This is a genomic window from Klebsiella sp. FDAARGOS_511 (assembly GCF_003812845.1).
Lineage (GTDB): Bacteria > Pseudomonadota > Gammaproteobacteria > Enterobacterales > Enterobacteriaceae > Klebsiella > Klebsiella grimontii.
In genome coordinates, this window is record NZ_CP033824.1 from 4,800,512 (window position 1) to 4,823,097 (window position 22,586).

General features: G+C 51.0%; 33 protein-coding genes. 32 read left to right on the forward strand and 1 reads right to left on the reverse strand.

All coding sequences use genetic code 11. The features are described from left to right. Positions 1-270 precede the first annotated feature (270 nt). Positions 271-1,083 (reverse strand): DUF3800 domain-containing protein, encoded by an 813-nt coding sequence (locus EGY08_RS24285; protein ID WP_049071747.1) that lies wholly within the window; start codon positions 1,081-1,083, stop codon positions 271-273. A gap of 460 nt (positions 1,084-1,543) precedes the next feature. On the opposite strand from EGY08_RS24285, the gene EGY08_RS24295 reads away from it, so the two are divergent. The 32 genes from EGY08_RS24295 (at position 1,544) to EGY08_RS24445 (ending at position 22,586) form a co-directional block, all read left to right on the forward strand. Next, complete coding sequence (locus EGY08_RS24295; RefSeq protein WP_015370231.1) at positions 1,544-1,969, forward strand: tellurite resistance TerB family protein; 426 nt, start codon at positions 1,544-1,546, stop codon at positions 1,967-1,969. After that, positions 1,966-2,121: a DUF3927 family protein gene (locus tag EGY08_RS24300; protein ID WP_015370230.1), complete on the forward strand. Its 156-nt coding sequence runs from the start codon at positions 1,966-1,968 to the stop codon at positions 2,119-2,121. The genes EGY08_RS24295 and EGY08_RS24300 overlap by 4 nt, the downstream gene beginning before the upstream one ends. A gap of 438 nt (positions 2,122-2,559) precedes the next feature. Continuing rightward, complete coding sequence (locus EGY08_RS24305) at positions 2,560-2,949, forward strand: phage holin family protein (RefSeq protein WP_004139418.1); 390 nt, start codon at positions 2,560-2,562, stop codon at positions 2,947-2,949. After that, positions 2,939-3,217: a phage holin family protein gene (locus EGY08_RS24310; RefSeq protein WP_014228560.1), complete on the forward strand. Its 279-nt coding sequence runs from the start codon at positions 2,939-2,941 to the stop codon at positions 3,215-3,217. Before EGY08_RS24305 ends, EGY08_RS24310 begins: the two co-directional genes overlap by 11 nt. Next, positions 3,217-3,846 (forward strand): glycoside hydrolase family 19 protein, encoded by a 630-nt coding sequence (locus tag EGY08_RS24315; protein WP_123829040.1) that lies wholly within the window; start codon positions 3,217-3,219, stop codon positions 3,844-3,846. Before EGY08_RS24310 ends, EGY08_RS24315 begins: the two co-directional genes overlap by 1 nt. 2 nt (positions 3,847-3,848) lie before the next feature. Beyond that, positions 3,849-4,124, forward strand: coding sequence for a hypothetical protein (locus EGY08_RS24320; protein WP_123829041.1), 276 nt, complete (start codon positions 3,849-3,851; stop codon positions 4,122-4,124). Further along, complete coding sequence (locus tag EGY08_RS31155) at positions 4,075-4,260, forward strand: hypothetical protein (protein WP_123829448.1); 186 nt, start codon at positions 4,075-4,077, stop codon at positions 4,258-4,260. Before EGY08_RS24320 ends, EGY08_RS31155 begins: the two co-directional genes overlap by 50 nt. Further along, on the forward strand, positions 4,257-4,499 hold the full coding sequence (locus EGY08_RS24330) for a hypothetical protein (RefSeq protein ID WP_064824428.1): 243 nt from the start codon (positions 4,257-4,259) through the stop codon (positions 4,497-4,499). The genes EGY08_RS31155 and EGY08_RS24330 overlap by 4 nt, the downstream gene beginning before the upstream one ends. Positions 4,500-4,564: 65 nt before the next feature. Then, a complete protein-coding gene (locus EGY08_RS24335) occupies positions 4,565-4,810 on the forward strand; it encodes a DUF2560 family protein (RefSeq protein WP_123829042.1) in 246 nt (81 codons plus the stop codon). 244 nt (positions 4,811-5,054) lie between these two features. Continuing rightward, positions 5,055-5,348, forward strand: coding sequence for a hypothetical protein (locus EGY08_RS24340; RefSeq protein ID WP_123829043.1), 294 nt, complete (start codon positions 5,055-5,057; stop codon positions 5,346-5,348). A gap of 3 nt (positions 5,349-5,351) precedes the next feature. Next, positions 5,352-6,809 (forward strand): glycosyltransferase family 2 protein, encoded by a 1,458-nt coding sequence (locus tag EGY08_RS24345; protein ID WP_123829449.1) that lies wholly within the window; start codon positions 5,352-5,354, stop codon positions 6,807-6,809. After that, complete coding sequence (locus EGY08_RS24350) at positions 6,794-7,390, forward strand: hypothetical protein (RefSeq protein WP_123829044.1); 597 nt, start codon at positions 6,794-6,796, stop codon at positions 7,388-7,390. Before EGY08_RS24345 ends, EGY08_RS24350 begins: the two co-directional genes overlap by 16 nt. Next, positions 7,383-7,751, forward strand: a complete 369-nt coding sequence (locus EGY08_RS24355) for an HNH endonuclease (protein WP_123829045.1) — start codon at positions 7,383-7,385, stop codon at positions 7,749-7,751. Before EGY08_RS24350 ends, EGY08_RS24355 begins: the two co-directional genes overlap by 8 nt. A gap of 181 nt (positions 7,752-7,932) precedes the next feature. Next, positions 7,933-8,445, forward strand: coding sequence for a terminase small subunit (locus EGY08_RS24360; protein ID WP_123829046.1), 513 nt, complete (start codon positions 7,933-7,935; stop codon positions 8,443-8,445). A gap of 3 nt (positions 8,446-8,448) precedes the next feature. Further along, positions 8,449-10,107: a terminase large subunit gene (locus EGY08_RS24365; RefSeq protein WP_123829047.1), complete on the forward strand. Its 1,659-nt coding sequence runs from the start codon at positions 8,449-8,451 to the stop codon at positions 10,105-10,107. Positions 10,108-10,165: 58 nt separating this feature from the next. Then, positions 10,166-12,100 (forward strand): phage major capsid protein, encoded by a 1,935-nt coding sequence (locus EGY08_RS24370; RefSeq protein ID WP_123829048.1) that lies wholly within the window; start codon positions 10,166-10,168, stop codon positions 12,098-12,100. A 38-nt stretch (positions 12,101-12,138) separates the two neighbouring features. Next, positions 12,139-12,306 carry a hypothetical protein gene (locus EGY08_RS30810; protein WP_177447676.1) on the forward strand — a complete coding sequence of 56 codons (168 nt, stop codon included), beginning with the start codon at positions 12,139-12,141 and terminating at the stop codon, positions 12,304-12,306. After that, complete coding sequence (locus EGY08_RS31160; protein ID WP_123829049.1) at positions 12,306-13,655, forward strand: phage portal protein; 1,350 nt, start codon at positions 12,306-12,308, stop codon at positions 13,653-13,655. The genes EGY08_RS30810 and EGY08_RS31160 overlap by 1 nt, the downstream gene beginning before the upstream one ends. Then, entirely contained in the window at positions 13,652-14,884 is a 1,233-nt protein-coding gene (locus EGY08_RS31165) for a phage gp6-like head-tail connector protein (RefSeq protein WP_123829050.1), read from the forward strand. The genes EGY08_RS31160 and EGY08_RS31165 overlap by 4 nt, the downstream gene beginning before the upstream one ends. Continuing rightward, entirely contained in the window at positions 14,881-15,207 is a 327-nt protein-coding gene (locus tag EGY08_RS24385) for a head-tail connector protein (protein WP_049592250.1), read from the forward strand. Before EGY08_RS31165 ends, EGY08_RS24385 begins: the two co-directional genes overlap by 4 nt. Positions 15,208-15,276: 69 nt before the next feature. Next, positions 15,277-15,474 (forward strand): hypothetical protein, encoded by a 198-nt coding sequence (locus EGY08_RS24390; RefSeq protein ID WP_049592249.1) that lies wholly within the window; start codon positions 15,277-15,279, stop codon positions 15,472-15,474. Between the two features lies 1 nt (position 15,475). Further along, on the forward strand, positions 15,476-15,826 hold the full coding sequence (locus EGY08_RS24395) for a phage head closure protein (protein ID WP_123829051.1): 351 nt from the start codon (positions 15,476-15,478) through the stop codon (positions 15,824-15,826). Next, positions 15,819-16,304: an HK97-gp10 family putative phage morphogenesis protein gene (locus tag EGY08_RS24400; protein WP_123829052.1), complete on the forward strand. Its 486-nt coding sequence runs from the start codon at positions 15,819-15,821 to the stop codon at positions 16,302-16,304. Before EGY08_RS24395 ends, EGY08_RS24400 begins: the two co-directional genes overlap by 8 nt. Further along, positions 16,301-16,666 (forward strand): DUF3168 domain-containing protein, encoded by a 366-nt coding sequence (locus tag EGY08_RS24405; protein WP_049592246.1) that lies wholly within the window; start codon positions 16,301-16,303, stop codon positions 16,664-16,666. The genes EGY08_RS24400 and EGY08_RS24405 overlap by 4 nt, the downstream gene beginning before the upstream one ends. A 56-nt stretch (positions 16,667-16,722) precedes the next feature. Continuing rightward, complete coding sequence (locus tag EGY08_RS24410; protein WP_123829053.1) at positions 16,723-17,205, forward strand: phage tail tube protein; 483 nt, start codon at positions 16,723-16,725, stop codon at positions 17,203-17,205. A gap of 182 nt (positions 17,206-17,387) precedes the next feature. Beyond that, positions 17,388-17,918: a KilA-N domain-containing protein gene (locus EGY08_RS24415; protein ID WP_123829054.1), complete on the forward strand. Its 531-nt coding sequence runs from the start codon at positions 17,388-17,390 to the stop codon at positions 17,916-17,918. A gap of 46 nt (positions 17,919-17,964) precedes the next feature. Then, on the forward strand, positions 17,965-18,348 hold the full coding sequence (locus tag EGY08_RS24420) for a phage tail assembly chaperone family protein, TAC (protein ID WP_123829055.1): 384 nt from the start codon (positions 17,965-17,967) through the stop codon (positions 18,346-18,348). Positions 18,349-18,350: 2 nt separating this feature from the next. After that, on the forward strand, positions 18,351-18,614 hold the full coding sequence (locus EGY08_RS24425; protein ID WP_123829056.1) for a phage tail assembly protein T: 264 nt from the start codon (positions 18,351-18,353) through the stop codon (positions 18,612-18,614). 64 nt (positions 18,615-18,678) lie between these two features. Continuing rightward, on the forward strand, positions 18,679-19,146 hold the full coding sequence (locus tag EGY08_RS24430) for a hypothetical protein (protein WP_123829057.1): 468 nt from the start codon (positions 18,679-18,681) through the stop codon (positions 19,144-19,146). A gap of 44 nt (positions 19,147-19,190) precedes the next feature. Beyond that, the gene (locus EGY08_RS24435; protein WP_123829058.1) at positions 19,191-21,638 is read left to right on the forward strand and encodes a phage tail tape measure protein; all 2,448 of its coding nucleotides are present in this window, start codon (positions 19,191-19,193) and stop codon (positions 21,636-21,638) included. Continuing rightward, on the forward strand, positions 21,638-22,117 hold the full coding sequence (locus EGY08_RS24440) for a hypothetical protein (protein ID WP_123829059.1): 480 nt from the start codon (positions 21,638-21,640) through the stop codon (positions 22,115-22,117). The genes EGY08_RS24435 and EGY08_RS24440 overlap by 1 nt, the downstream gene beginning before the upstream one ends. Further along, entirely contained in the window at positions 22,104-22,586 is a 483-nt protein-coding gene (locus EGY08_RS24445; protein ID WP_123829060.1) for a DUF1833 family protein, read from the forward strand. The genes EGY08_RS24440 and EGY08_RS24445 overlap by 14 nt, the downstream gene beginning before the upstream one ends.

Sequence of the window (22,586 nt, forward strand, 5' to 3'; positions counted from 1 at the left end):
TGGAGCGCGGGCATTATCGCCTAAAATAAGTCCTCCCCGGTGCCAGATTGATCACCTGGCCGTCGGCTCCACGAAACGGAGCGCACAACAGGTAAGAGTACATGGATGAAGCTTTGACTTACTCTATCGTTGACTGGTTTCTTTTTCGAATGTAAATTAAATTCATGTTCAGTTTTGGGAATGAAGAGGCGGCTCCCAAAAAATAACCGCCAAGTTGGTCACTTCGGCTTAGGCCTGGGACTCCAACCACGTCGGCTGAGAGGTCGGCACTCATTTAGATCCAGTCCTCATAGGTAACGGATCTTTGAGTTCAACTCGCTTGGTTTCAATATCTCGGATACCTCTTGTTTTGTCATAAAATAACCAGATATTGAATTTCCTTTCCCTAGGCCACGTGTCATAAGTAAGAGCATCCCACCCAAGGTTTTCAGCAATTTTTGCAGCTAAAGTGACTTTGGCTTCAGAAGATATCTTTCCTTGGTATGCGCTCATGATTGCGCCCAGGAAGAAGTCAGATATTTGAATATTTTCAGATGATTTTGAATCTTTGGTAACGACAGAGGTGATGAGATTCTTTGTTCCATGTTGAAGGAACAGCATGTTATTGGCAATCACATGAAACGCTTCATCGGCCTTCTTATACCGAGAGGCAATCGGATCAACCTCTACACGAAAGCTGCAATCTCGTTCTGGGTGAGCTCGTAAGATACTTGAAATTTTACTTGTCACTAATTTGGTAAAATGCTTTCGCATGGCCAGATCATAATCGCCATTATGGAAGCTTTTATTAACTATTGATTTTTCAACAATAATACAGTGAAAAGCGAGCCATTGATGTTTAAAAAAAAGCTCGATCAAATCTATGTGAAACGGAAGATATTTTTTAGAATTGGCTTTTTGCCACTTAATTTCCTGAAAATACCCATGTTTCTCACGGACGTCACGGATTAATTTCGCAAAATCACCACGGCGTTGGTATTTCATCCATAGACTACCAAAGCCATAAAAACGTTGCCCATCAATACCCGATTCATCACAGGCAACATGCCAAATTACTCGACCAGGGTTATTTTGCTCAGCCATACGCTTAAGTCGCTTACAAAAGAGAAATGAGTGATATTTAATCACAAGCGTAACCCATTGATAAAGATCGTTTTACTAATATCATGAGCGCTATCCCTTACCTTAGGGCTAAACCGGGCGGAAGCCGCCGGATAAACGTAACCGGCACTTAAATGGCAGCGGGGCCAGCGTCTGAAGCTAATCCCGATCACGATGCGAAAACTACATGTCCCAGCTGCACGCAAAGTGACTAAAAGGCAGGGCCACAATTTGAATCTGCGACAACTTAGGTTGGTCGCTCCGTATCAGTAAGCGGATCCACTAGGCTCGCATTTGCGGGCCTTTTTCGTATCTGCGCCACGCTCGGCGTTATATAACCACAGAGCCTTTCAGGGGTGAGCCATAGGGAATAGTCAGTGTGACTGTCTCTGTGGGCTGATCATTCCTGAGCGCTGGCTCACCCGCTAAAAGGAAAGTCACTATGTTTGGTATTTTTAAAAAGAAAGCCCGTAAAGCCGTTGTTGAAGTGAAAAAAATGGAAAACCGCGATGCTGTAGAAGCCACGGTCTGGGGAGCGTACTCGATTGCATACGCCGATGGTACCTGCGATGCAAAAGAGATTGCAGTGCTGGAGAAGACTATTTCGGCCCTGCCGGCATTCGCGCCATTTGCTGGTGAAATTGCCCAGATGAGTTCGAATATTCGCGCTCGTTACGAAGCATCGCCGCGTTCAGCCAACGCTCAGGCGTTGCGCGAACTGGCTGATGTTGCCGGGACGGATGACGCTGTCGATGTTCTTTGCCTGTGTCTTGATGTAGCAGATAATGACGGTATCGGGGAAGAAGAAGAGAAACAGCTGAAGAAAATTGCCCAAGCTCTGCAACTTCCTCTGGACCAGTACCTGTGATCGGTAAACTTCGCTGGGCCGCAGCCGGGGTGCTTTTGTTTCTGGTGGTTGCTATCGACTTCACCAGCAAAATGATGTCAATCCTGGCTGATGGCGTGCTGGTAGCCGGGGTAATCGCTTTGCTCTGGCCCCTTATTAGAGCCAGTGATTAGCACTGTGCAAAAGGCATCGTAATGGTGCCTTTGACAGAGTGTCAGTTATTGACGCCGCCTATGACTACATCCTAAATTATCCGTGTGGTGAATCCCCCTATGCGGAGGGGCGTCCAACTAATAGAGCGAAAGCCCTGTGAATACCACGCGAGTGATGTCTGTTGGGGCATGCTCACCGGGAGGCACCCGGCACCACATCTAATCGCAAGTAAGTAAACCGAACATCTTGTTGGGTTTACTCATTCTCTTTGGCAGACTATGGTTAATTACAGTAACGACATTAAAGGGAATGTTTTTCTGGTAAATCGGTAGCTCGGACTATCAGGAACCTTTCTTTATCGTTACTCCTCGAAAGCCAACTTTTTCAGCCCGCTCTCAAAGCGGGCTTTTTTTATTCCCCTCGTTCATGAGAGGACTCACAGCAATAGAGGGGGCTAAATGTCCGATCCTGTCTCTGGTACTTCAGTTGCGGCCGGCGGCCTGATGGGGGCTAGCATGTTCGGTCTGGCTACCGGAATAGATTACGGCGTTGTTTTTGGTGCGTTCGCTGGGGCTGTTTTTTACGTGGCCACGGCAGCTAACATATCCCGCGGTAAGCTGGTGGCATACTTTATGACGTCATTCATTGTTGGTGTTCTGGGCGCCGGTCTGGTGGGTTCCAAGCTTTCAAGCTGGACTGGCTACAGCGACCGTCCGCTTGATGCGTTGGGAGCCGTATTAATATCAGCGCTTATCATCAAAGTTCTGACGTTTCTCAACAGCCAGGATCTAAATAGCTTGTTCAATATGCTGACCCGGTTCCGGGGAGGAGGTTCAAGTGGTAAATGATCCTTCAGCGCTGGCTAATGCAGTCATTTGCGCCGTCATTGTGCTGGCATTGATGTTCTACCAACGAGGTAGTGCGAGACACCGTCCGGGCATATCCGTTCTGGCTTATCTCATGGTGCTGGTTTATGCCAGCATCCCTTTCCGTTTCCTGTTTGGCCTGTACGAGTCATCCCACTGGCTGGTTGTGCTGGCGAACATTCTTATCTGCGGCGCGGTTCTCTGGTTCAGGGGGAATGTGGCGCGACTGGTTGATGCACTGAGGCACTGATGAATAAATCACAATTCCAGAAGGCGGCTGGTATTAGCGCCGGGTTAGCTGCGCGCTGGTTTCCGCACATTGATACAGCAATGAACGAATTCAGCATCACTAGTCCACTCGATCGGGCGATGTTCATAGCGCAGTGTGGACACGAAAGCACGTCATTTACCCAACTGGTTGAAAGTTTTAACTATAGCGTTGCCGGCCTGGCTGGTTTTGTGAAGGTGAAGCGCATCACGCAAGACCAGGCAAACACCTTAGGGCGTAAAACTTACGAAAAGGTTTTACCGATCGAACGTCAACGAGCGATCGCTAATCTCGTCTACAACAATCGTTTTGGCAATAAGGCTGCGGGCGATGGCTGGAAATACCGCGGGCGCGGAATTATCGGGATCACCTTCCTCGAAAATTATATGAAGTGCGGTAATGCACTGAAACTGGATTTAGTCAGCAACCCTGAGTTGTTGGAGAAAGATATTAATGCGGCACGCAGCGCAGCTTGGTTTTACACATCAAATGGGTGTTTGAAATACCCCGGAGATTTATTGCGGGTGACCCAGATTATCAACGGCGGGCAAAACGGCATTGATGACCGACGCGCCCGCTTCCTGAAAGCAAAATCGGTACTGGTGGGATGATCATGGGAATAGAAGCTATCGCGGGGCTGGTGGTTGTCATTCTGGGCGCTATCGCTGGCGCGTTCGGCATTGGCCATGCGCGAGGCACCAGTAAAGCAGAATCGAAAGCCAGCCGGCAGCGCACCGAAGAGAAGGCGGCCGCCAGCGTCGCCGCGGCAGAACGTAAAGCAGAAGCCATTAAAGGGGCCAGCGATGTTGAAGAGAGCGTTAAGCGTATGCCTGATGACGATGTTGATCGCGAGCTGCGCGAAAACTTTACCCGCCCCGGTGGTGGTTGATACCGCGTGCAGTTGGGTGCGGATCATCTACCTGACTGATCACGATATCGACGCGCTGGACAGGCAAACGAAGCGCGACATTCTGGCGCATAACAAATCAGTGCTGGCGAACTGCCCGCAAGGTGCAAGCAAATGAACATCAATAATGTTAACGCCGCTTCAATCTTATGCGAACAGCTTAGGGAACTCGAAGCACAACGCGCAATCGTCGTCCGTGGGGAAGGGCTAGGTGTCACGATTCAGAGTCGTTATCAGGATGATGCCTTTGTTAATGCAGTACGCAGTAGCGTCACTGGTGAGCTTAGCCGACGCATTGGTGCGGTAAAGCATCAGCTTGCTGAACTCGGTGTAACGTCATTTACCAAAGAGCAGTAGGTATTACAGGAGCCATTCTGCCGAGTGGCTTCGATAATGCTCCCCACATCGCACAGAGGTATGACATGGTCGAAATTACCGACGCCCAGCAGATTCGCCTGAACCTGCTTTCAACCCTGAACTATGACACTGCCGCCGCAAAAGTCGCCGTAGAATTTGTTCAGGATGATCCGCTTAAGTATCAGCTTTTCATCCAGCAATACAGCCGTGTCACATCAGAGACTGAAGTGGTAGCAAAGACGATGAAAGCTGTGCAGGAAGCAACTGAAGCGCTGCCGCTCTTCGATACCAGCGCTGAGCAAGCGAGCTAAGACATTATTAAGGTCGCTCAGGCGGCCTTTTCATGGGAATTTTCAAATGAGTAGAAAATTACCTAATCCACCGCCAAAGAATTTCGTGAGACCAAAGCCACCACCGCCGCCTCCGGCAGTCGCACGATAAATTAAGCGCTTCGCACGCGCATATGAAGAGAGTCTTTCAGCTGTGAGCCTGGGCAAACCGTTAACTTTCGGCGGCCTTGCCGTGCGACAGGCTCACGTCTAAAAGGTAACGCTCATGAAATTCCAGGTCGCAAAGGTCTATCGCTATGGTCGGTTTATGGGTTACGGAATTGCAGTAGACGGTAATCTTATTGATGGGCAGGTATCAACGACAGTTGATACCGATGCGAAAGGCATTCCCTTAATAACTGCAGTTTTTAATATGAATAACGAGCATGCCGAAAACCAAATCACCATCCGCTTAGACGACGAAGTAGATTCACAAAAGGTTGATTTGATCAAAAAGGCTGTAGCTGAAGCCGCCGCTTGCAACTACCGAACGGTGGTTAACTCAGTTATCAAGGGGTGAATGATGCGGGTCATTATTGACGGCATTGAGTATATGCCCGCGGCAAATGGAAACTTAAGTGTCGGAATTGCCATAAGCACCCACCAGCGCCCAGAGGTATTGAAGCGAGCTATTGAGCAGCACATGAAGTATCTGCCCTCCGGCGCGCTGGTGGTTGTCATCGATGATGGTTCCAAACCTGCCGCTGTCGTCCCCGATGGCGTGCAGCTGCTCCGGCATGAAACATCTCTGGGCATTGTTGCCTCGAAGAACGCCAGCTTATCTGCGCTGATGGATGCCGGGTGTGAACATCTTTTTCTGTGGGATGATGATGCCTGGCCCATAGCCGATGGCTGGCATCTTCCCTACATCGAATCACCAGAGCCTCACCTGGCTTACCAGTTTCTTGATCTGGCTGGCCGCAATAAGCTGAATGACATTGCGGCGCTTTACTGTGACGAACAGCATGTGGCATATACCGGGCAGCGTGGCGTGATGCTTTACTACCACCGCAGCGCCATTGAGAAAGTAGGTGGATTCGATCCGGTTTACGGCCGCGGCATGTACGAACACAGCGACCTTGCCCTGCGCATCCATAACGCCGGGCTGACTACCTGGGCTTATGCCGATGTAACTGGCTCCGAAAAGTTGATTCACTCTCTCGATGAGCATGAAGCTGTAGAGCGTTCGGTACCGCGTCCAGACCGACAGGCGCTGGTGGAACGTAACGTGAAGATCCACAACGAACGGCGAGATGCCGGGTTTACTGGTTACGTTGAGTTCCGGCAGCAGCGCGACGCGGTAATCACAACGTTGCTGACCAGTCAGCCTGACCCGCAGCGCGGTAGCCGAATGCGGCCTGACCCGGCGGCGTTGACCACCTGGGCTAAATCAATCCGGGGTGCTGATGCCGTAGTGCTGGCCGACCAGCTAACCTCCGCTCCTGATGGCGCTCAGCTGGTGACGGTCACGGATGTTGCAATGAATGTCTATTTCCGGCGCTGGCTGCACATCTGGCAGCATCTTCGTGAGCATCCTGAATATCGGTTCGTCTGGTGTACCGATGGTACCGATGTCGAAATGCTCAGCGCGCCGTGGGAAGAAATGATTTCCGGTAAGGTCTATGTTGGTTCAGAACCTAAGACCTATGCCGACATCTGGGCAAAGCAGAATCATCCAGAGAGTATCTATCAGAAGTTCATCGACGCGCACAGCAACGATGTGATGCTTAATGCTGGTCTTCTGGGTGGTTCCCGCGCTGATGTAATGTCGTTCGCTCACGGCATTATCCGTCTTTACTACCGGATCGAGAGTTATCGTTTCTGGAAGAAAGAACAGGCGAATGCCGCTGTAGGGGACATGATTGCCTTTGGCATCGTCGCTAAATCATTTGGCGATCGGATAGTAACCGGCCCGCGCATCCACACGGTGTTTAAGTCGGATGGTATCGGTAAGGAGTGCGCCTTTTGGAAACACAAGTGAAGTTTGCGGTGGTAGGGCATCACTCAAGAGAACCTCAGGCACGAGCGCTGGCTTACCAAATTGGACCGACCGCCCACGTTATGATTGACCCCGGTAATCATGGTGCAGCATGGAATCATCGGCGTGCTCTGGAGTGGGCTGCTGAACAGGATTGCCGTGTGGTAATCATTGAGGATGATGCGATACCAGTACCGCGCTTTGTGGCCCTGATTGCTGGATGGTTAGAGCGCTTTCCTGACGCTTTATGCTCTTTCTATCTTGGCACTGGACGCCCGCCGCAGTACCAGTTGCAGATTGTCGAGCGGTTGATAATGGCTGACAAGATCCGCGCCGATTACATCACACTGCCGCGACTGATTCACGGCGTCTGTTATACCGTACCGCCGCAGCATATCGGTCGGGTGCTATCCCGCTGGGACAACAATAAGCCTGCTGATTATGCAGTAGGTGATGCATACGGCGGCAGCGTCATCTACCCATGTTACTCGTTGGTTGACCATGCCGATGCTGAGCCGGTAGAGCGCCACCCTGATGGTTCATCCCGGACTGAACGCCGCAGAGCCTGGAGGTTGCATGGCTAGATTGAAGACATTGCAGCCCAGGCTGAAAGCCATCGACACCCGTAGGATAAAGCCGGTATTTGGCGAGCAGAGACGTGTAAGCGGCAGCGCAAGGGTAAGCCTGAAGCGGCGCATTTATGCGCGTGACCGCGGGCGTTGCTGCATGTGCGGCCGTGTCGTAGACCTTCACGATAGCGAACTGGATCACCGGGTCGCGTTGCAGTTCGGCGGCGATAATGGAGAGCGCAACCTCTGGACGCTCTGCATTGAATGTCACTCAGGTAAGTCATCGCGTGAAGCCTCGACGGGACAACCAGATGGGGAGGCCCTGAACCATTCCATCAATGATGACGACCAGGAGCCTGACATCGTGGTGATCTGACGTCAATTGATAATGTTTCTCAATATTGCTCAATGTTGATTGAATTTGAAATTATTTCAATTCAAATGATATCGATTATCATTTCAGATAGGGGGGGGAGGGGAGGGTGTTAACCTCGATCGCCCTGGACACCGCGCCCCCTCTCACGCACAGAAAAAATTCCCTTTTGGAGGGTGTAAACATGTTAACAGCGCAAAAGCGGAAATTCGCTGTCGCGCTGATGTCCGGTATGTCTCAAAAAGATGCGGCAATAAAGGCGGGGTATTCGGAGAAATCCGCACGGTCCAAGGGGTCGCAGCTTGCAAAAGACCCGGAAGTCATCGCGTTTATAAGTCGAAAAAAACAGGAAGTCATCGAGACAGACGCCGTACCTACCTACGGTAAAAAGGTTTACACCCCACCAGTAAACTCGCCCCAAAAAAAAGAGGGGGTGGTAGCGTCACCAGTGTTCCCTGCGGTTGTCGGCGAGTTTGACGATCCGCTTCAGTTTCTAATGGCTGTGATGAACGACTCCACTGAAGACATCGACACCAGGAAGGATGCGGCCAAAGCCATGCTGCCTTACGTTCACCCCAAAAAAGGGGAGACGGGCAAAAAAGAAGCGCGTAACGCTGCGGCAAAAGCAGCCGCAGGCGTGAGCAAGTTCGGGTCCATGGCACCGCCAAAGCTGGTGGTAAACAACAAAAAGGGGTAATCCATGGCGCAGTGGTCCACGGCCTGCACCGACTGGGAGAATCGCCTCATCGACGGCGAGTCCATTATTCCGCCGCCAATATTTGCTGACCAGGCTGAACAGGCGCTGAGTATATTCCGAGAACTTCGTGTGTCAGACCTGCCGGGCAAGCCCACCTTCGGTGAGTGTTCAGAGGCGTGGGTGTTCGATTTTGTAAAAGTTATCTTCGGCGGGTACGACGCCGAGACCGGTAATCAGCTGATCCGTGAATACGGCCTGCTGATATCGAAGAAGAACACCAAGTCGACGATTGCCGCTGGCATCATGCTGACCGCGCTCATTCTCTGCTGGCGTGAGGATGAGGAGCATCTCATTCTGGCACCGACGAAAGAGGTGGCCGACAACAGCTTCAAACCCGCCGCCGGCATGATACGCGCGGATGAAGAACTGACGGATATGTTCCAGATTCAGGATCATATCCGCACTATCACCCACCGGGTGACGCGAAATACGCTGAAAGTGGTGGCCGCTGATACCGACACGGTCTCCGGGAAGAAATCAGGCCGGATCCTCGTCGACGAACTCTGGCTTTTCGGCAAGCGTGCCAACGCAGAGGCGATGTTTATGGAGGCTCTTGGCGGCCAGGTATCGCGTAATGAGGGCTGGGTTATTTACCTTACCACGCAGAGCGATGACCCGCCAGCGGGCGTGTTTAAGGAGCGTCTCGATTACTGGCGTGATGTGCGCGACGGCAAAATCAGCGATCCTAAAACGCTGGGCATCCTCTACGAATTCCCGGACAGCATGATCCAGAGCAAGGCCTATCTGCAGCCTGAGAACTTCTATATCACCAACCCGAACATCGGGCTTTCCGTCAGTCCGGAGTGGATTGCCGATAACCTGCGAAAGAACCAGGCGAAAACTGACGGCACGCTGCAGCAGTTTCTGGCAAAGCATCTCAACATCGAGATTGGCCTTAACCTGCGCAGCGACCGCTGGGCAGGCGTCGATTTCTGGGAACAGCAGGCGCAGCGTGTCAGTTTTGAAGATTTATTACGACGCTCAGAGGTGATCACCGTTGGTATAGACGGCGGCGGCCTTGATGACCTGCTGGGTGCCTCTGCTGTTGGGCGTGATGCCAAGACAAGAGAGTGGCTCTGCTGGTGTCATGCGTGGGCACATGAGATAGCGATCCGCCGGCGTAAAAGTGAAGAGTCCCGATTTAACGACTTCGTGAAAGCTGGAGACCTGACCATTGTGAAGCGCGTTGGACAGGACACGGAGGAGGTGGCTGAATACGTCAGCCGTATCTACGAGGCCGAGTTGCTCGACAAGATCGGTATTGACCCATCCGGTGTCGGGCAAATACTCGATGCGCTGATTGAGGCGGGAATTCCCGCCGATGCGGTAGTTGGGGTCAGTCAGGGCTGGCGCCTTGGTGGAGCGATTAAAACCACCGAGAGAAAACTAGCTGAAGGCATATTGATACATGGTGGTCAACCAATGATGGCGTGGTGTGTTGGAAACGCCAGAGTTGAGCCGAAAGGCAATGCCATTCTGATTACCAAACAGGCCAGTGGTAAGGGGAAGATTGATCCGCTGATGGCATTGTTTAACGCCGTTTCTCTCATGGCCCTTAATCCTGAACCGGCTAAAAAAGATTACCAGGTATTTTTCGTATAACAAACATGTCAGCTAATGACCCGCTCAGGCGGGTTTTTTCATTTCTGGAGGACAGTAAATGACGCTTAAGCGCGCCTGTACCCTCATGACGGTGAAGTCGGTAAACGAGGATGATCGGATTATTACCGGCATCGCCTCCACACCGTCACCAGATCGTGACGGTGACATCATGGAGCCAGAGGGGGCGAAATTCCGTAGTGACACGCCGTTCCTCTGGCAGCACGACCGCTCGCAACCTATCGGCACATGCACACCAAAAATGGTGAAAGAAGGATTGCAGATCACCGCAAAGCTGGTGAAACCAACCTCTGACATGCCGTCGCAGTTGGTTGCCCGTCTTGATGAAGCATGGGCATCAATAAAGGCGGGTTTGGTTCGGGGGCTGTCTATTTGCTTTCGGCCTATCGAGTACTCATTCCTGGATGAAGGCGGTATCCGCTTTTTGTCCTGGGACCTGCTTGAAGTCTCGGCGGTGACTATTCCTGCAAACGCAGAATGTTCCATCCAGACCGTTAAATCTTTCGATCGCCAGCTTCTTGCCGCGTCTGGCATTGAGAAGCCGGTAGTGAAAACCTCTAAAACCGCTGGCGCTACAGCAACCAATACCAAAAAAGGAATCAATTCGATGAATATTTCAGAACAAATTAAGAGCTTCGAAGCGAAGCGTTCAGCGCTGGCAGCCTCACTGAGCGACATCATGAGCAAGGCAGCAGATGAAGGCCGTACGCTTGACGCAGAAGAAACCGAAAGCTACGACAACACATCTACCGAAATTAAGGCGGTTGATGAGCATCTGAAACGCCTCCACGACATGGAAAGCAATATGGCATCGACCGCTAAACCGGTATCAAAAGCCGCCAATGGCGAAATCACCACGGTTAAGACGGGTGTGCCAGGCATTATCCGTGTCGAACAGAAGCTGGAAAAAGGTATCGCCTTTGCCCGCTTCGCGAAAGCGCTGGCCGCGGCTAACGGCAGCCGCTCCGAAGCGCTGGAGATTGCCCGTAAACAGTATCCTGATGATGCGAAGCTTCACCATGTACTGAAGGCCGCCGTTGGGGCAGGTACCACAACCGATCCTACCTGGGCGGGTGCGCTGGTGGAATATCAGGACTATGCGCAGGATTTCGTTGAATTCCTCCGTCCTCAAACCATTATCGGTCGATTTGGTCAGGGCGGCATTCCGGCCCTGCGCCAGGTGCCTTTCAATATCCGCATTCCGGCACAGACCTCCGGCGGTTCAGCGAACTGGGTAGGGCAAGGTAAGGCCAAGCCCCTGACCAAATTTGACTTTGAGTCGATCACGTTCAGCTTTGCCAAAGTGGCAGCTATCGCGGTACTGACTGACGAACTGATCCGCTTCTCCAACCCGGCCGCAGATGCACTGGTGCGTAACGCGCTCGCCGAAGCGGTCATTGCCCGTCTGGATACGGACTTTATCAACCCGGCGAAAGCTGAAGTCGCTAACGTTTCTCCTGCATCTGTCACTAATGGTATTGCTGCGATCCCGTCCACTGGCAGCCCGGATGACGATGCTGCAGCCGCCTTTGGGGTTTTCGTTGCAGCTAACCTGCAGCCGAATGGCGCTGTCTGGTTGATGTCCAGCACTACTGCTCTGGCATTGTCCATGCGTAAGAATGCGCTGGGTCAGAAAGAATACCCTGATATGACGCTTCTTGGCGGTACCTTCCAGGGTCTTCCGGTCATTGTATCCCAGTATGTTGGTAACCAGCTTGTGCTGGTGAACGCACCGGATATTTACCTGGCAGATGATGGTGGTGTTGCAGTGGATATGTCGCGTGAAGCATCGCTGGAAATGGAAAGCGAACCCACCGGCGATAGCATCACCCCGACCGGCACCGAACTGGTATCCATGTTCCAGACCAACAGCGTCGCTATTCGCGCTGAGCGCTGGATCAACTGGAAGCGCCGCCGTACAGCAGCGGTCGCGGTTATCTCTGGTGTGAACTACAGCTCAAGCCAGGGCAGCTAAACGGCGGAAGGAGGGCGGGGGAAACCCCGCCGTATTGGATGGCAAAAATCAGATATCTGCAACGTACCCATGACTCGATACCGGGCGACGTGAAAGCCGTGGACGATCGGTGCGCAAAGGTGCTGGTGCTGCTTGGTAAGGCTGAATATTGCACCGTCGTGCGTACCGATGGCAAAAAGAATAAGCGAAAAGCGGAGAATGGCTAATGTGGAATCCTTTCCGGAGAAAACAGGGAAATGAAAAAGCCCTGCAGCAGCCTGCCAGTCGTGGAGGCTGGAACCCGTTATTCAGCTTTATCCATGAGCCGTTTGCTGGGGCATGGCAGCGTAACCTTGAAATCAGGCAGGATACCGTTCTTTCTTATTATGCTGTCTTTGCCTGCATATCGCTGATTGCGAGTGATATTGCCAAAATGCCGCCGCGGCTGATGCGGCGCGACTCAAAGGGAGTCATGCAGGAGGTAAAATCAGGGGACATTCCGGCGTTATACAAAAGGCCAAATGCCTTTCAAAACCGGATCCAGTTCTTCGAGAACTGGCTGAACTCTAAACTGTGTCACGGAAATACGGTGGCGTTAAAAATCCGCAATAACGCCGGAAAAATTACTGAACTCAGGCTACTTGACTGGAACAAGGTTACCCCATTGGTGGCGGATGATGGATCTGTCTTCTATCAGATAAACCCTGATAACATGACCGGTATTGAATCGTCAGTTACTGTTCCGGCGCGCGAGGTGATTCACGATCGCTTCAACTGCCTCTTTCATCCTCTCATCGGTTTGTCACCCATTTACGCAGCTGGGTTGGCGGCAATGCAGGGCCACCATATTCAGGAAAACTCCGCCTTTTTTTTTCGTAACGGTGGAAAGCCCAGCGGCGTGATTGAGGTGCCTGGTTCCCTCACTGAAGAAAACGCCAAAACAATAAAGGAAAACTGGGACTCCGGATATTCTGGCAAGAATGCCGGCAAGACCGCCATTCTGAGTAACGGGGCTAAGTACAATCCCACAACGGTATCTGCTGCTGATGCGCAGACCGTCGAACAACTGAGTATGACGGCACAGATCATCTGTTCTGTGTTTCACGTTCCGGCCTATAAAGTTGGTGTTGGCGAACTGCCCACTCATGACAATATCGAAGCGCAGGATCAGCAATATTATTCGCAGTGCCTTCAGTCGCTCATTGAGTCGATAGAGTTGCTTCTGGATGAAGCCTTTAATCTTGATGGCGAAACGGGTACGGAGTTTGATGTTAATGCTCTGCTGCGCATGGACAGTGAGCGCCGTATCAAGTCTCTCGGCGAAGGCGTAAAAAATACCATCCTGACACCAAATGAGGCGCGCAGGAGTGAAAATCTACCTCCTTTACCTGGCGGTGATGCGCTTTATCTTCAGCAGCAAAACTTTAGCCTTGAAGCGCTGGCGCGACGTGATGCCTCTGAAAATCCATTCGCTAAAACTGCCTCATCGCCACCCGCAACTGACGACGCAAAGGCTATGTCTGAGCATGAACTGACGGCGGCAAAAGCTATGCTGAGAGGATTGTTAGCAAAATGAATGAACGTGAACTTTCCCTTATCAGGGCTCTTGGGGAAGAATTTTCCCTGGCGCTTGGCGAACTTCGTCAGTCTTTCGAAAGAAGCCTCAGTGACTATCAGCGGGCAACGAACGAACAACTGACCCGGCTCTCTCTTGAAGTTGCGACCCTCAAGGACTCTCCGGCGCCTGACTTTACAGCACTGCTGGCGGAAGCAGTGGCATCATTACCGGCTCCCGATATTCCCCAGTTGCCGGATATCGGCGCTATGGTCAGCGAGGCAGTGGCCGCCATGCCTGTACCGCAGGACGGTAAAAGCGTGACGCCGGAAGACGTGCGGCCGCTGCTGCAGGAGCTAGTTACCGCGGCAGTGGGCGAAATCCCGGCCCCGCGGGACGGCAAAGACTACGATCCTGCGGCGCTGAAACAGGCGGTGGACGATGCCGTCAGTGAAGCTTTAGCGGAAATACCCCTGCCGCAGGACGGTAAAAGCGTGACGCCGGAGGACGTGCGTCCGCTGCTGCAAGAGTTAGTCACGGCGGCAGTGGGCGAAATCCCGGCCCCGCGGGACGGCAAAGACTACGATCCTGCGGCGCTGAAACAGGCGGTGGACGATGCCGTCAGTGAAGCTGTAGCGGAAATACCCCTGCCGCAGGACGGTAAAAGCGTGACGCCGGAGGACGTGCGTCCGCTGCTGCAAGAGTTAGTCACGGCGGCAGTGGGGGAAATCCCGGCCCCGCGCGACGGCAAAGATTACGATCCGGCGGTGCTGAAACAGGCGGTGGACGATGCAGTCGCCGCGTTGCCGCCGGCGCAGGACGGACGTGATGCTTTGCAACTGGAAATACAGCCTTTCATTGATGAAGGTAAAAGTTATCCGCGCGGATCTTATGCCACTCACAACGGAGGCCTCTGGCGTTCGTATGAGAAAACCCATGGTATGCGTGGCTGGGAATGCATCGTTGATGGTGTATCAGATGTTGATATCAGCATGAATAGTCAACGCAATTTCACTGTTACGGTCAACCGAGCAAGTGGAACGAGCGATAAAAAAGCTTTCGATATACCGGCTATGGTGTACCGCGGCGTATTCAAATCGGGCGATGAGTACCTGCCTGGCGATACGGTTACATGGGGTGGTTCACTCTGGCACTGTGACGATCAGACGCAGGATAAGCCAGGTGAAACAGGCTCTAAAGGCTGGACTCTGGCCGCCAAGCGCGGACGGGACGGGAGGGATAAAGCGTGATTGAGCTTGTAACTTTACCCCAGGCAAAAGAGCATCTGCGCATTGACGATGACGCAGGTGATGCCGATTTGCTCCTGAAAATTCAGGCCGGTAGTGCTGTGCTGCTTTCCTACATTCAGGGAAGTCGGGACAAGGTGGTTGATGGGGATGGGAACCTGATTCAGGGTGAGCCTTTATTGCGAATGCAGGAATCCCTTCTCAGACTGCTTGGCTATCTCGATCGCAACCGCAACGGCGAAGAAGAAGAAAAACTACAGCAGGGTGAGCTGCCTTTCTCAGTAACGATGCTGATCTACGATTTGCGTCGGCCAACGATTATTTGAGGTGGTATATGGCTTGCTCAGGTTGCGCCCGGCGGCGCGAGTGGATAATAAAGTGGACGAAAATAGCCTATGAACGAGCAACAGGTAAACGCGCTGATAGCGGCGCTGAGAGAACAAACCGCAGCACAGAGAGAGCAAACGGCCGCGATAAACCGACTGGCTGAATCAAATACGGCGCTGTGTGACATCATTATCCAGTCTCTGGCCGATGAACCGGAAGAGCCTGCGGAGGCAATCACCTATCTGAGTGGAAAAAGCAGGGGGTAATATGCAGGCTGGAAAACTTCGACATCGTGTCGTTCCCCAAAAGTTTATTTCGGTGCAAGACCCACAGACCGGCGAGATTGTGAAAAAATGGGTAAATCTGGTTCAATTTACAGATGATAATGGCATTTGGGCTGAAGTTTATCCATCTTCTGCAAGGGAATTTACTGCCGCCCAGGCAACCCAGAACGAGATAACCACCAGGATCACAATCCGTCGGCTCGACGATATTACCCCTAAATGCCGCATCTTATATCGCGGTAAAATATATAACGTTGAGGGCGTACTCCCTGATCCGGTTAGTGGGCTGGAATATTTAACGCTGCCCTGTTCAGAAGGATTAAACGATGGCTGACGGTGTTGAATATAAGCTGACCGGGGTTGATGAATTACTGGGTAAGCTTGATTCAATCACCGATGATATGAAGCGTAAGGGAGGGCGAGCGGCTTTAAGGAAAGCGGCCAATGTTATTGCTAACAGGGCAAAGGCAAACGCCAGAAGGCTTGATGATCCCGAAACAGGGCGAAGCATAGCTGATAACATTGCAGTACGCTGGAATGGACGCGAATTTAAGCGTAACGGCAATCTTGGATTCAGAATCGGTGTTCTGCATGGCGCCGTACTGAAAAGGCATCCTGATAAAGCAAAAAACGCCCCCACCCCTCACTGGCGCCTTCTGGAATTTGGAACGGAAAATATTCGCGCTCAACCAATTATGCGGCCAGCTGCTGAAAACGGTGCCGAGGAGGCTATGAACACTTTCGTTGAGGAATATGGGAAGTCCATCGATCGAGCTATAGCCAGAGCTGCCAAGAAAGGAGGTAGAGGATGATCGCACCTATCTTTAACGTTTGCGCTGCCAGCCAGGAGGTAACCGCGCTAATCGGTTCAAATCCACTCCGACTTTACCCATTCGGTCTGCAAGATGACAATATCGTCTATCCCTATGTCGTCTGGCAAAACGTCAGTGGAGAGCCAGAGAATTACCTGGACAGGCGCCCCGACGCAGATAGCTACACCCTCCAGGTAGACGTCTATTCGGTTACTGCTTTATCGGCACAGGCAGTAGCAATGGCGCTGCGTAATGCCATAGAACCACACGCCTACATCACCCGATGGGGTGCACAGAGCCGTGACCCGGAAACAAAACGCTACCGTTATTCATTCGACGTTGACTGGATAGTTAAACGTTAATCAACAAACCTTCCAAACGCCGGCCCTGAGCCGGTTTTTTATTTTCGGAGATAACTATGTCTGTGTTAACGCAGGGTACCCAGCTGTACGCGCTGATCCGCGGTGTTATTCATGAGATTGAATGCATAACTAATTTTAACCCCGGCGCGAACCCGGCAGATCAAATCGAAGATACCTGCCTGAGTGAACGTAACAGCCGAACGTACAAAAAAGGACTCCGCACCCCTGGCCAGGCGTCGGTAACCATCAATGCCGATCCTGATAACGAATCGCATTACCTGATGTGGCAACTTGCAGAACTGGACGAATACCAGGATGAGCTTATTCAGTGGGCGATTGGCTGGTCTGATGGCGAGTCTATCCCGACACTTTCAGCTGGTGAAATGGAACTACCGACAGATCGCACCTGGTATACTTTCCGCGCCTATGTCAGCGATTTCCCGTTCGACTTCCAGGCTAATGCAGTAGTGGCTACCGCGGCCACAATGCAACGCAGTGGTCCTGGACTCTGGGTCCGCAAAGTCCAGCCAGGTAGTTAAGACAGAGCCTCGGCATAGTCCGGGGCTTTTTTATACCCGCAACAAATCGCGCATTCGCGTGCGCTTCTTCCAGCAAGAGCTTTCCGTAGTGTGAGTCTGAGACAGGGCGGTGGATTTCATCGTTCCGCTCTTGGCTGCCCATGTCTACGCGAACAGGCTCGCACCACAGAAAGGTAAATACGATGAAATATCCAACCGTATCAGTAAACGGCGTATCCGTTCGTGTCGACGATGAAGGGCGCTATAGCCTTAATGATCTCCATGCGGCCGCCGTGGCAAATGGGGAGGCTACAGAGTCACAGCGACCAAGCGTATTCCTCAGAAGCGCCCAAATAAAACGCTTTATTAAGGCGCTACAATCCAAAGCACTAAAAAGTGCTTCGGAACAAAATCAACCGCTTAAGGTAATGAAAGGCGGCTCAGAATCAGGAGCGTGGGGAGTTGAACTGCTTGCCATTCGCTACGCTGCATGGATTAAGCCGGAGTTCGAAATTGAAGTTTACGAGGTGTTTCGAACGGTTGTCCGCATGGGGATCGGCGCCATGTCCCGCCTGAACAAAATCGACCATATCATCAACACCGAAACCAAAGCGATTAGCCAGTGCGCCAGCCAGATGGCTAAATGGGGCGTTGGCGGCCGCAAGCAGTTACTCCATGCGGCGCGAGATCGGGCCGCCGATGAAGTGCAGTTGTATTTGCCAGGTATCGCATAAATTTGGAATAGCCCACTCAGGTGGGCTTTCATTAACAGGAGACAACATGCAACTTACTCTCGATACGTTAAAAGAAACTGGGGCCTTTACCGGCCGCCCGGTAGAGAAAGAAATCAAATGGAAAGGTCGTGACGGGAAAGAGCATATCGCAACCGTCTATGTGCGCCCGATGGGTTACCACACCACAAAAGCCGACCTGCTGGCTTATAAGGGCAAATCAGATCCGGTGGCTGGCCGTATTGCCGCCCATATCTGTGATGAGGAAGGCAAGCAAATCTTTACTGAGGCAGATATTCTCGGAACTGCATCTGAAGACCGTGGCGCGCTCGACGGGCCAATTGTTATTGCCTTACTGGCTGTGATTCAGGAGGTCAACGATCTGGGAAAGACTACGAACTCACAGGAGAAGACGAGTTCTGGTGTGAGTTAGTCATGAACGGCATCGGTGGGCGCACAATTGCGGAGGCTCAGGAGCGAATGAGTCTCCGTGAGTTTCAGATATGGGTAAAGTACCGCAATAAGTATGGTCAGCTTAACAGCATGATGCGTACCGAGTGGGGGGCTTCACTGGTGGCCTCCGTGCTGGCGAACATCAATAAGTCAAAGAATTCGCCGCCGTTCAAGATTAGCGACTTTGCGCCGCACATCAACGAGCCCACATTATCGCTTGAGGAAGCCATGAAAGCCTGGGACTGATTATTGTTTTTGTCTTTTAAAAATCCTGCTACCCTTTTGGTAACTATTATCACGAGGGAATGATATGAAGAGTTCAGGGCAGTTGTTATCGTTGGCAGGTGTAATTCTTGCGGTTTACTCATTGTTCTTTATGGATGTGAGTGTTGAAGTTGGCGATGGAACAAGAGTTAATAACATTGGGCTAATTGCTCAACAGCAAAATTATTTATTAATTGCGATTGTTCTTTTTCTTGCTGGGGTCGTTATTTCCTTCTCAGGTAGAAAGAAGTCATTGCCAGACGTGGATTTTACAAAAATAGAATCATGCTCGGCAGATGACTTTGTATCTTTGAAGGATGGTGAACCATTCCTGAATATGTTGGCTGTAGACAATCTAGCAATGATGTTTTTAAAAAAACATGGTTCAAGAAGCGTTAATGATATCCTTTTCATGAATATGCCTTTAATCGATAGGTTAGAACAAGGTCTCCCTGAATCAATAAGGAAAGATTTTAAAACTAACCTTGAAAGGAGGTTAAAGGACAATTGTTAAAATAATTCCCGCTAAAAGCGGGTTTTTTTTCACTTGGAGAATATATGGCTGGCAAGTCACTGGGAACTCTGACTATCGACTTGGTTGCAAAAGTTGGTGGATTTGTTTCAGGGATGGATAAAGCTGAGCGCGCATCAGCCAAGTGGAGTAAGCAGGTTCAAGATGATGTAGCAAAGTCCAGCGCTGCACTCGCAGGTATAGGGGCAGCAGCTATTGCTGCTGGACTAGCTGTTGGCGCCTCCGGATTTCAATTACTGAAATCAACGTCCAAGCAAATAACAGAAACTGATCGCTGGGCGAAATCATTACAATTATCAACCCAAGAGCTTCTCGCTTGGCAGTTTGCCGCTGAAAAAGCTGGTGTATCCGGTGACCAAATGGCTGATATCTTCAAGGATATTGGCGATAAGATTGGCGATGCGGTGTTGAATAAATCTGGTGAAGCCGTTGATGCGCTCAACGCCCTTGGATTATCTGCCGAAAAACTATCAAAGGTCAGTCCAGATAAACAATTGCTTGCTATAGGTGAATCTCTAGGAAAAATTAGCACCAATGCCGAGAAGACAACAATTCTTGAAAGTTTGGGGAACGACCTTTCAAAATTGCTTCCTTTGTTTGATAACAATAACCAAAAGCTTAAACAGTTTATTGACCTTGCTAAAGATTATGGTGTTGCTCCGGATCCATCCTCTATTGAAGATTTAGTAAAGATAAATCAGCTTTTTGAAGATATGGAGGCTCAAGTTGCAGGGCTCAAAATTGAGATTGCTGCAGGATTAGCAAAAGTAGATCTAACTCCTTTACAGAGCTCACTAGATAAGCTCCATGATGTACTGACTGATCCTGTAGTTCTTCAAGGTATTTCTGATCTAGTATCGGAAGTTGCTCAACTAGCCGGATGGCTTGTAAAGGCTGCTGCTGGGGCGGGTCAATTAGCAGCCAGCACCGGAAATCGTTTTGCGGCGCTTAGTGGTAAGATAGACCTCTCGAATATAGATCAGGTTAATGAACGTATTGCATATCTGCAAAAAAGCCTTGAAGGGAAGAAAGGTTTTTACTCTCAAAGTGAATCAATGTTTGGCTGGATTACTGGGGTAGATGATAGCGCAAAAGCCCTTAATGATGAGTTGCTGTCTCTTTTAGAAACAAGAGATAAATTCTCTAAAGCGAGTAATTCGGTGTTACCTCTTCAGGCTGCTACTGTAGGTTCGAATAATCCTTTTGCTTTGCCCCCCGGTGGTACAAATGGCAAACCGGTTAAAACACCTGTAAATAAAACTGACAATGCCTTTAAAAGTAGATTTCTGGACCTACAGAAACAAGCCGCACTTATTGAAACAACTGGTAAAAAAACAGCCGAAGTCACAGAGCTTGAAAAATTAAACTTTGATATTACCAGCGGTAACCTGAAAAAATTATCAGAAGACCAAAAAGAACAGCTTCGCACTGCTGCAAAGGTCCTGGATTCCAAAAAACAAGAGCTGAGACTTAACCAGGAGAACGCAAAGGTTGCAGAATATGTTTCCGGATTAGAAAAACAGAATAAACTAGTTCGGCAAGGTTTCGACAACCAAATTGTTGGCCGTTATTCTGGAAGCCGTGAGCGTTCACGCATGCAGGATAATAATGATATCCAGCAGGATTTTGCTTCTCGACAAGATGACCTTTTAAATCAGCTCCAATCTGGAGATATAGACCAAAGTCTTTACGACAAAAAGAAAGAGGCATTGCAAAATTCTCTTGATGAGAGACTTAAAATACAGGAGGAATATTATAAGAAGCAGGATGAGTTACAAAATGATGGTGCTGCTGGTTTTATGTCCGGGCTGGCAACGCAAATAGAAGCATCAATGGATTTATACACCAACATGCAGCAGGTTGGTGCACAAGCATTTAGTAGCTTAACGGATATGATTATTGACTGGGCAGAAACCGGAAAGTTAAACGTTAAAGATTTTGCTTCGACATTTCTGCAATCTGTCGGTAGCACACTTCTTTCTTATGCTGCTGCCCAGGTTGCAATGGCGGGGTTGCAGGCTTTTACAGCAATGATCGGCGTGCCGTTCGTTGGCCCCGAAATAGCTGGTCCGGCCGCAATAGCCGCAGCGGCGGCTGCTGGTGTACTGGCGATCGGTGTTGGTGCAGCCCTTCAGGGACAGGCTCACGACGGTATCGACTCAGTACCTGAAACCGGAACATGGCTACTGCAAAAAGGCGAGCGAGTTACTACTGCTAAAACCAGCGCAAAGCTGGATGCCACTCTGGATAGGGTCGCGACTCAGTCAACCGGAAGCGGCGCTATTTATTCGCCTACTATCAACATCCCAATAAATGGGAACCCATCCGATGCAACTTTGGCGCTGGTGCGTAAAGCAGCAGATGAAGGGGCTGAACGGGGATATCGAAAGGCGGTGAACTCAGTTGCAAGTGGGAAGGGTGATTTGCACAGAGCATTAACCAGCAAAACTAACTCAGGGAGGAAAATCGGCTGATGGCTATCACCTCAACGCTTTACTATCCCTCCGATTACCTGCCAGGCCCTCTTAAAGATAGTTTTGGTTTAACTCCAGTTTCTCCGCTGAAACGGACCTCGATGGTAACCGGCCGCGCGCGGCAGAGGCGTGCTTATACCTCGACACCAACCCAAACAGATCTGGCTTGGATATTTAATGATGCGCAAGCCCAGGCCTTTGAGGCGTGGTTTCGCGATGTGCTATCTGACGGGGCGGCCTGGTTCAACATACCGTTATTAACTCCTGTAGGGCTTAAAAATTATGTATGTCGCTTCACGGACATTTATAAGGGACCCACTCCAGAGGGTGGGTTTTACTGGAGATATACGGCTCCTGTTGAGCTATGGGAGCGCCCATTACCTCCGGCTGGATGGGGACATTATCCGGAATGGATAGTCGGCAGCTCGCTGCTCGATATTGCGCTGAATAAGGAGTGGCCGAAGCATGACGCAGATTAACCGCCTCTACGCTAGCAGTGGGCCAGAGGTGATCATTGAAACGCTGCAGATAACAATCGGTTCTGATGTTCACTACCTCTGCCAGGGTTATGAGGATATTACCGCGACGACGGAGAACGGCGAGACCGTAACGTTTACCGCCTGCGCGATGGATATTGCGCTGCCGGCGCGTAACGAGGACGGCACGCAGGACCTGAGATTCGCTCTGTGCAATATCGACGGCGTTGTGTCCACGGCGATCCGCAATGCGCTGGCGAACCGTCTTCCGGCGTCGCTGACTTACCGGAGTTATATCTCCACAGATTTAGTGGCGCCCGCGGCGGTGCCGTATACGCTGCAGGTCAAATCTGGCTACTGGACGGCGACAGAGGTACAGATCACCGCGGGCTATATGAATGTCCTAGATACAGCCTGGCCGCGATACCGTTATACGCTCCCTTTATTCCCCGGTCTGCGTTACATCAGCTAA

Bases quoted from the DNA above. Each gene is read 5' to 3' on its own strand.
- EGY08_RS24285 (WP_049071747.1), bottom strand. From the start codon at position 1,083: ATGGCTGAGCAAAATAACCCTGGTCGAGTAATTTGGCATGTTGCCTGT.
- EGY08_RS24295 (WP_015370231.1), top strand. From the start codon at position 1,544: ATGTTTGGTATTTTTAAAAAGAAAGCCCGTAAAGCCGTTGTTGAAGTG.
- EGY08_RS24305 (WP_004139418.1), top strand. From the start codon at position 2,560: ATGTCCGATCCTGTCTCTGGTACTTCAGTTGCGGCCGGCGGCCTGATG.
- EGY08_RS24315 (WP_123829040.1), top strand. From the start codon at position 3,217: ATGAATAAATCACAATTCCAGAAGGCGGCTGGTATTAGCGCCGGGTTA.
- EGY08_RS24320 (WP_123829041.1), top strand. From the start codon at position 3,849: ATGGGAATAGAAGCTATCGCGGGGCTGGTGGTTGTCATTCTGGGCGCT.
- EGY08_RS31155 (WP_123829448.1), top strand. From the start codon at position 4,075: ATGTTGATCGCGAGCTGCGCGAAAACTTTACCCGCCCCGGTGGTGGTT.
- EGY08_RS24330 (WP_064824428.1), top strand. From the start codon at position 4,257: ATGAACATCAATAATGTTAACGCCGCTTCAATCTTATGCGAACAGCTT.
- EGY08_RS24335 (WP_123829042.1), top strand. From the start codon at position 4,565: ATGGTCGAAATTACCGACGCCCAGCAGATTCGCCTGAACCTGCTTTCA.
- EGY08_RS24340 (WP_123829043.1), top strand. From the start codon at position 5,055: ATGAAATTCCAGGTCGCAAAGGTCTATCGCTATGGTCGGTTTATGGGT.
- EGY08_RS24345 (WP_123829449.1), top strand. From the start codon at position 5,352: ATGCGGGTCATTATTGACGGCATTGAGTATATGCCCGCGGCAAATGGA.
- EGY08_RS24355 (WP_123829045.1), top strand. From the start codon at position 7,383: ATGGCTAGATTGAAGACATTGCAGCCCAGGCTGAAAGCCATCGACACC.
- EGY08_RS24360 (WP_123829046.1), top strand. From the start codon at position 7,933: ATGTTAACAGCGCAAAAGCGGAAATTCGCTGTCGCGCTGATGTCCGGT.
- EGY08_RS24365 (WP_123829047.1), top strand. From the start codon at position 8,449: ATGGCGCAGTGGTCCACGGCCTGCACCGACTGGGAGAATCGCCTCATC.
- EGY08_RS24370 (WP_123829048.1), top strand. From the start codon at position 10,166: ATGACGCTTAAGCGCGCCTGTACCCTCATGACGGTGAAGTCGGTAAAC.
- EGY08_RS30810 (WP_177447676.1), top strand. From the start codon at position 12,139: ATGGCAAAAATCAGATATCTGCAACGTACCCATGACTCGATACCGGGC.
- EGY08_RS31160 (WP_123829049.1), top strand. From the start codon at position 12,306: ATGTGGAATCCTTTCCGGAGAAAACAGGGAAATGAAAAAGCCCTGCAG.
- EGY08_RS31165 (WP_123829050.1), top strand. From the start codon at position 13,652: ATGAATGAACGTGAACTTTCCCTTATCAGGGCTCTTGGGGAAGAATTT.
- EGY08_RS24390 (WP_049592249.1), top strand. From the start codon at position 15,277: ATGAACGAGCAACAGGTAAACGCGCTGATAGCGGCGCTGAGAGAACAA.
- EGY08_RS24395 (WP_123829051.1), top strand. From the start codon at position 15,476: ATGCAGGCTGGAAAACTTCGACATCGTGTCGTTCCCCAAAAGTTTATT.
- EGY08_RS24400 (WP_123829052.1), top strand. From the start codon at position 15,819: ATGGCTGACGGTGTTGAATATAAGCTGACCGGGGTTGATGAATTACTG.
- EGY08_RS24405 (WP_049592246.1), top strand. From the start codon at position 16,301: ATGATCGCACCTATCTTTAACGTTTGCGCTGCCAGCCAGGAGGTAACC.
- EGY08_RS24410 (WP_123829053.1), top strand. From the start codon at position 16,723: ATGTCTGTGTTAACGCAGGGTACCCAGCTGTACGCGCTGATCCGCGGT.
- EGY08_RS24415 (WP_123829054.1), top strand. From the start codon at position 17,388: ATGAAATATCCAACCGTATCAGTAAACGGCGTATCCGTTCGTGTCGAC.
- EGY08_RS24420 (WP_123829055.1), top strand. From the start codon at position 17,965: ATGCAACTTACTCTCGATACGTTAAAAGAAACTGGGGCCTTTACCGGC.
- EGY08_RS24425 (WP_123829056.1), top strand. From the start codon at position 18,351: ATGAACGGCATCGGTGGGCGCACAATTGCGGAGGCTCAGGAGCGAATG.
- EGY08_RS24430 (WP_123829057.1), top strand. From the start codon at position 18,679: ATGAAGAGTTCAGGGCAGTTGTTATCGTTGGCAGGTGTAATTCTTGCG.
- EGY08_RS24435 (WP_123829058.1), top strand. From the start codon at position 19,191: ATGGCTGGCAAGTCACTGGGAACTCTGACTATCGACTTGGTTGCAAAA.
- EGY08_RS24440 (WP_123829059.1), top strand. From the start codon at position 21,638: ATGGCTATCACCTCAACGCTTTACTATCCCTCCGATTACCTGCCAGGC.
- EGY08_RS24445 (WP_123829060.1), top strand. From the start codon at position 22,104: ATGACGCAGATTAACCGCCTCTACGCTAGCAGTGGGCCAGAGGTGATC.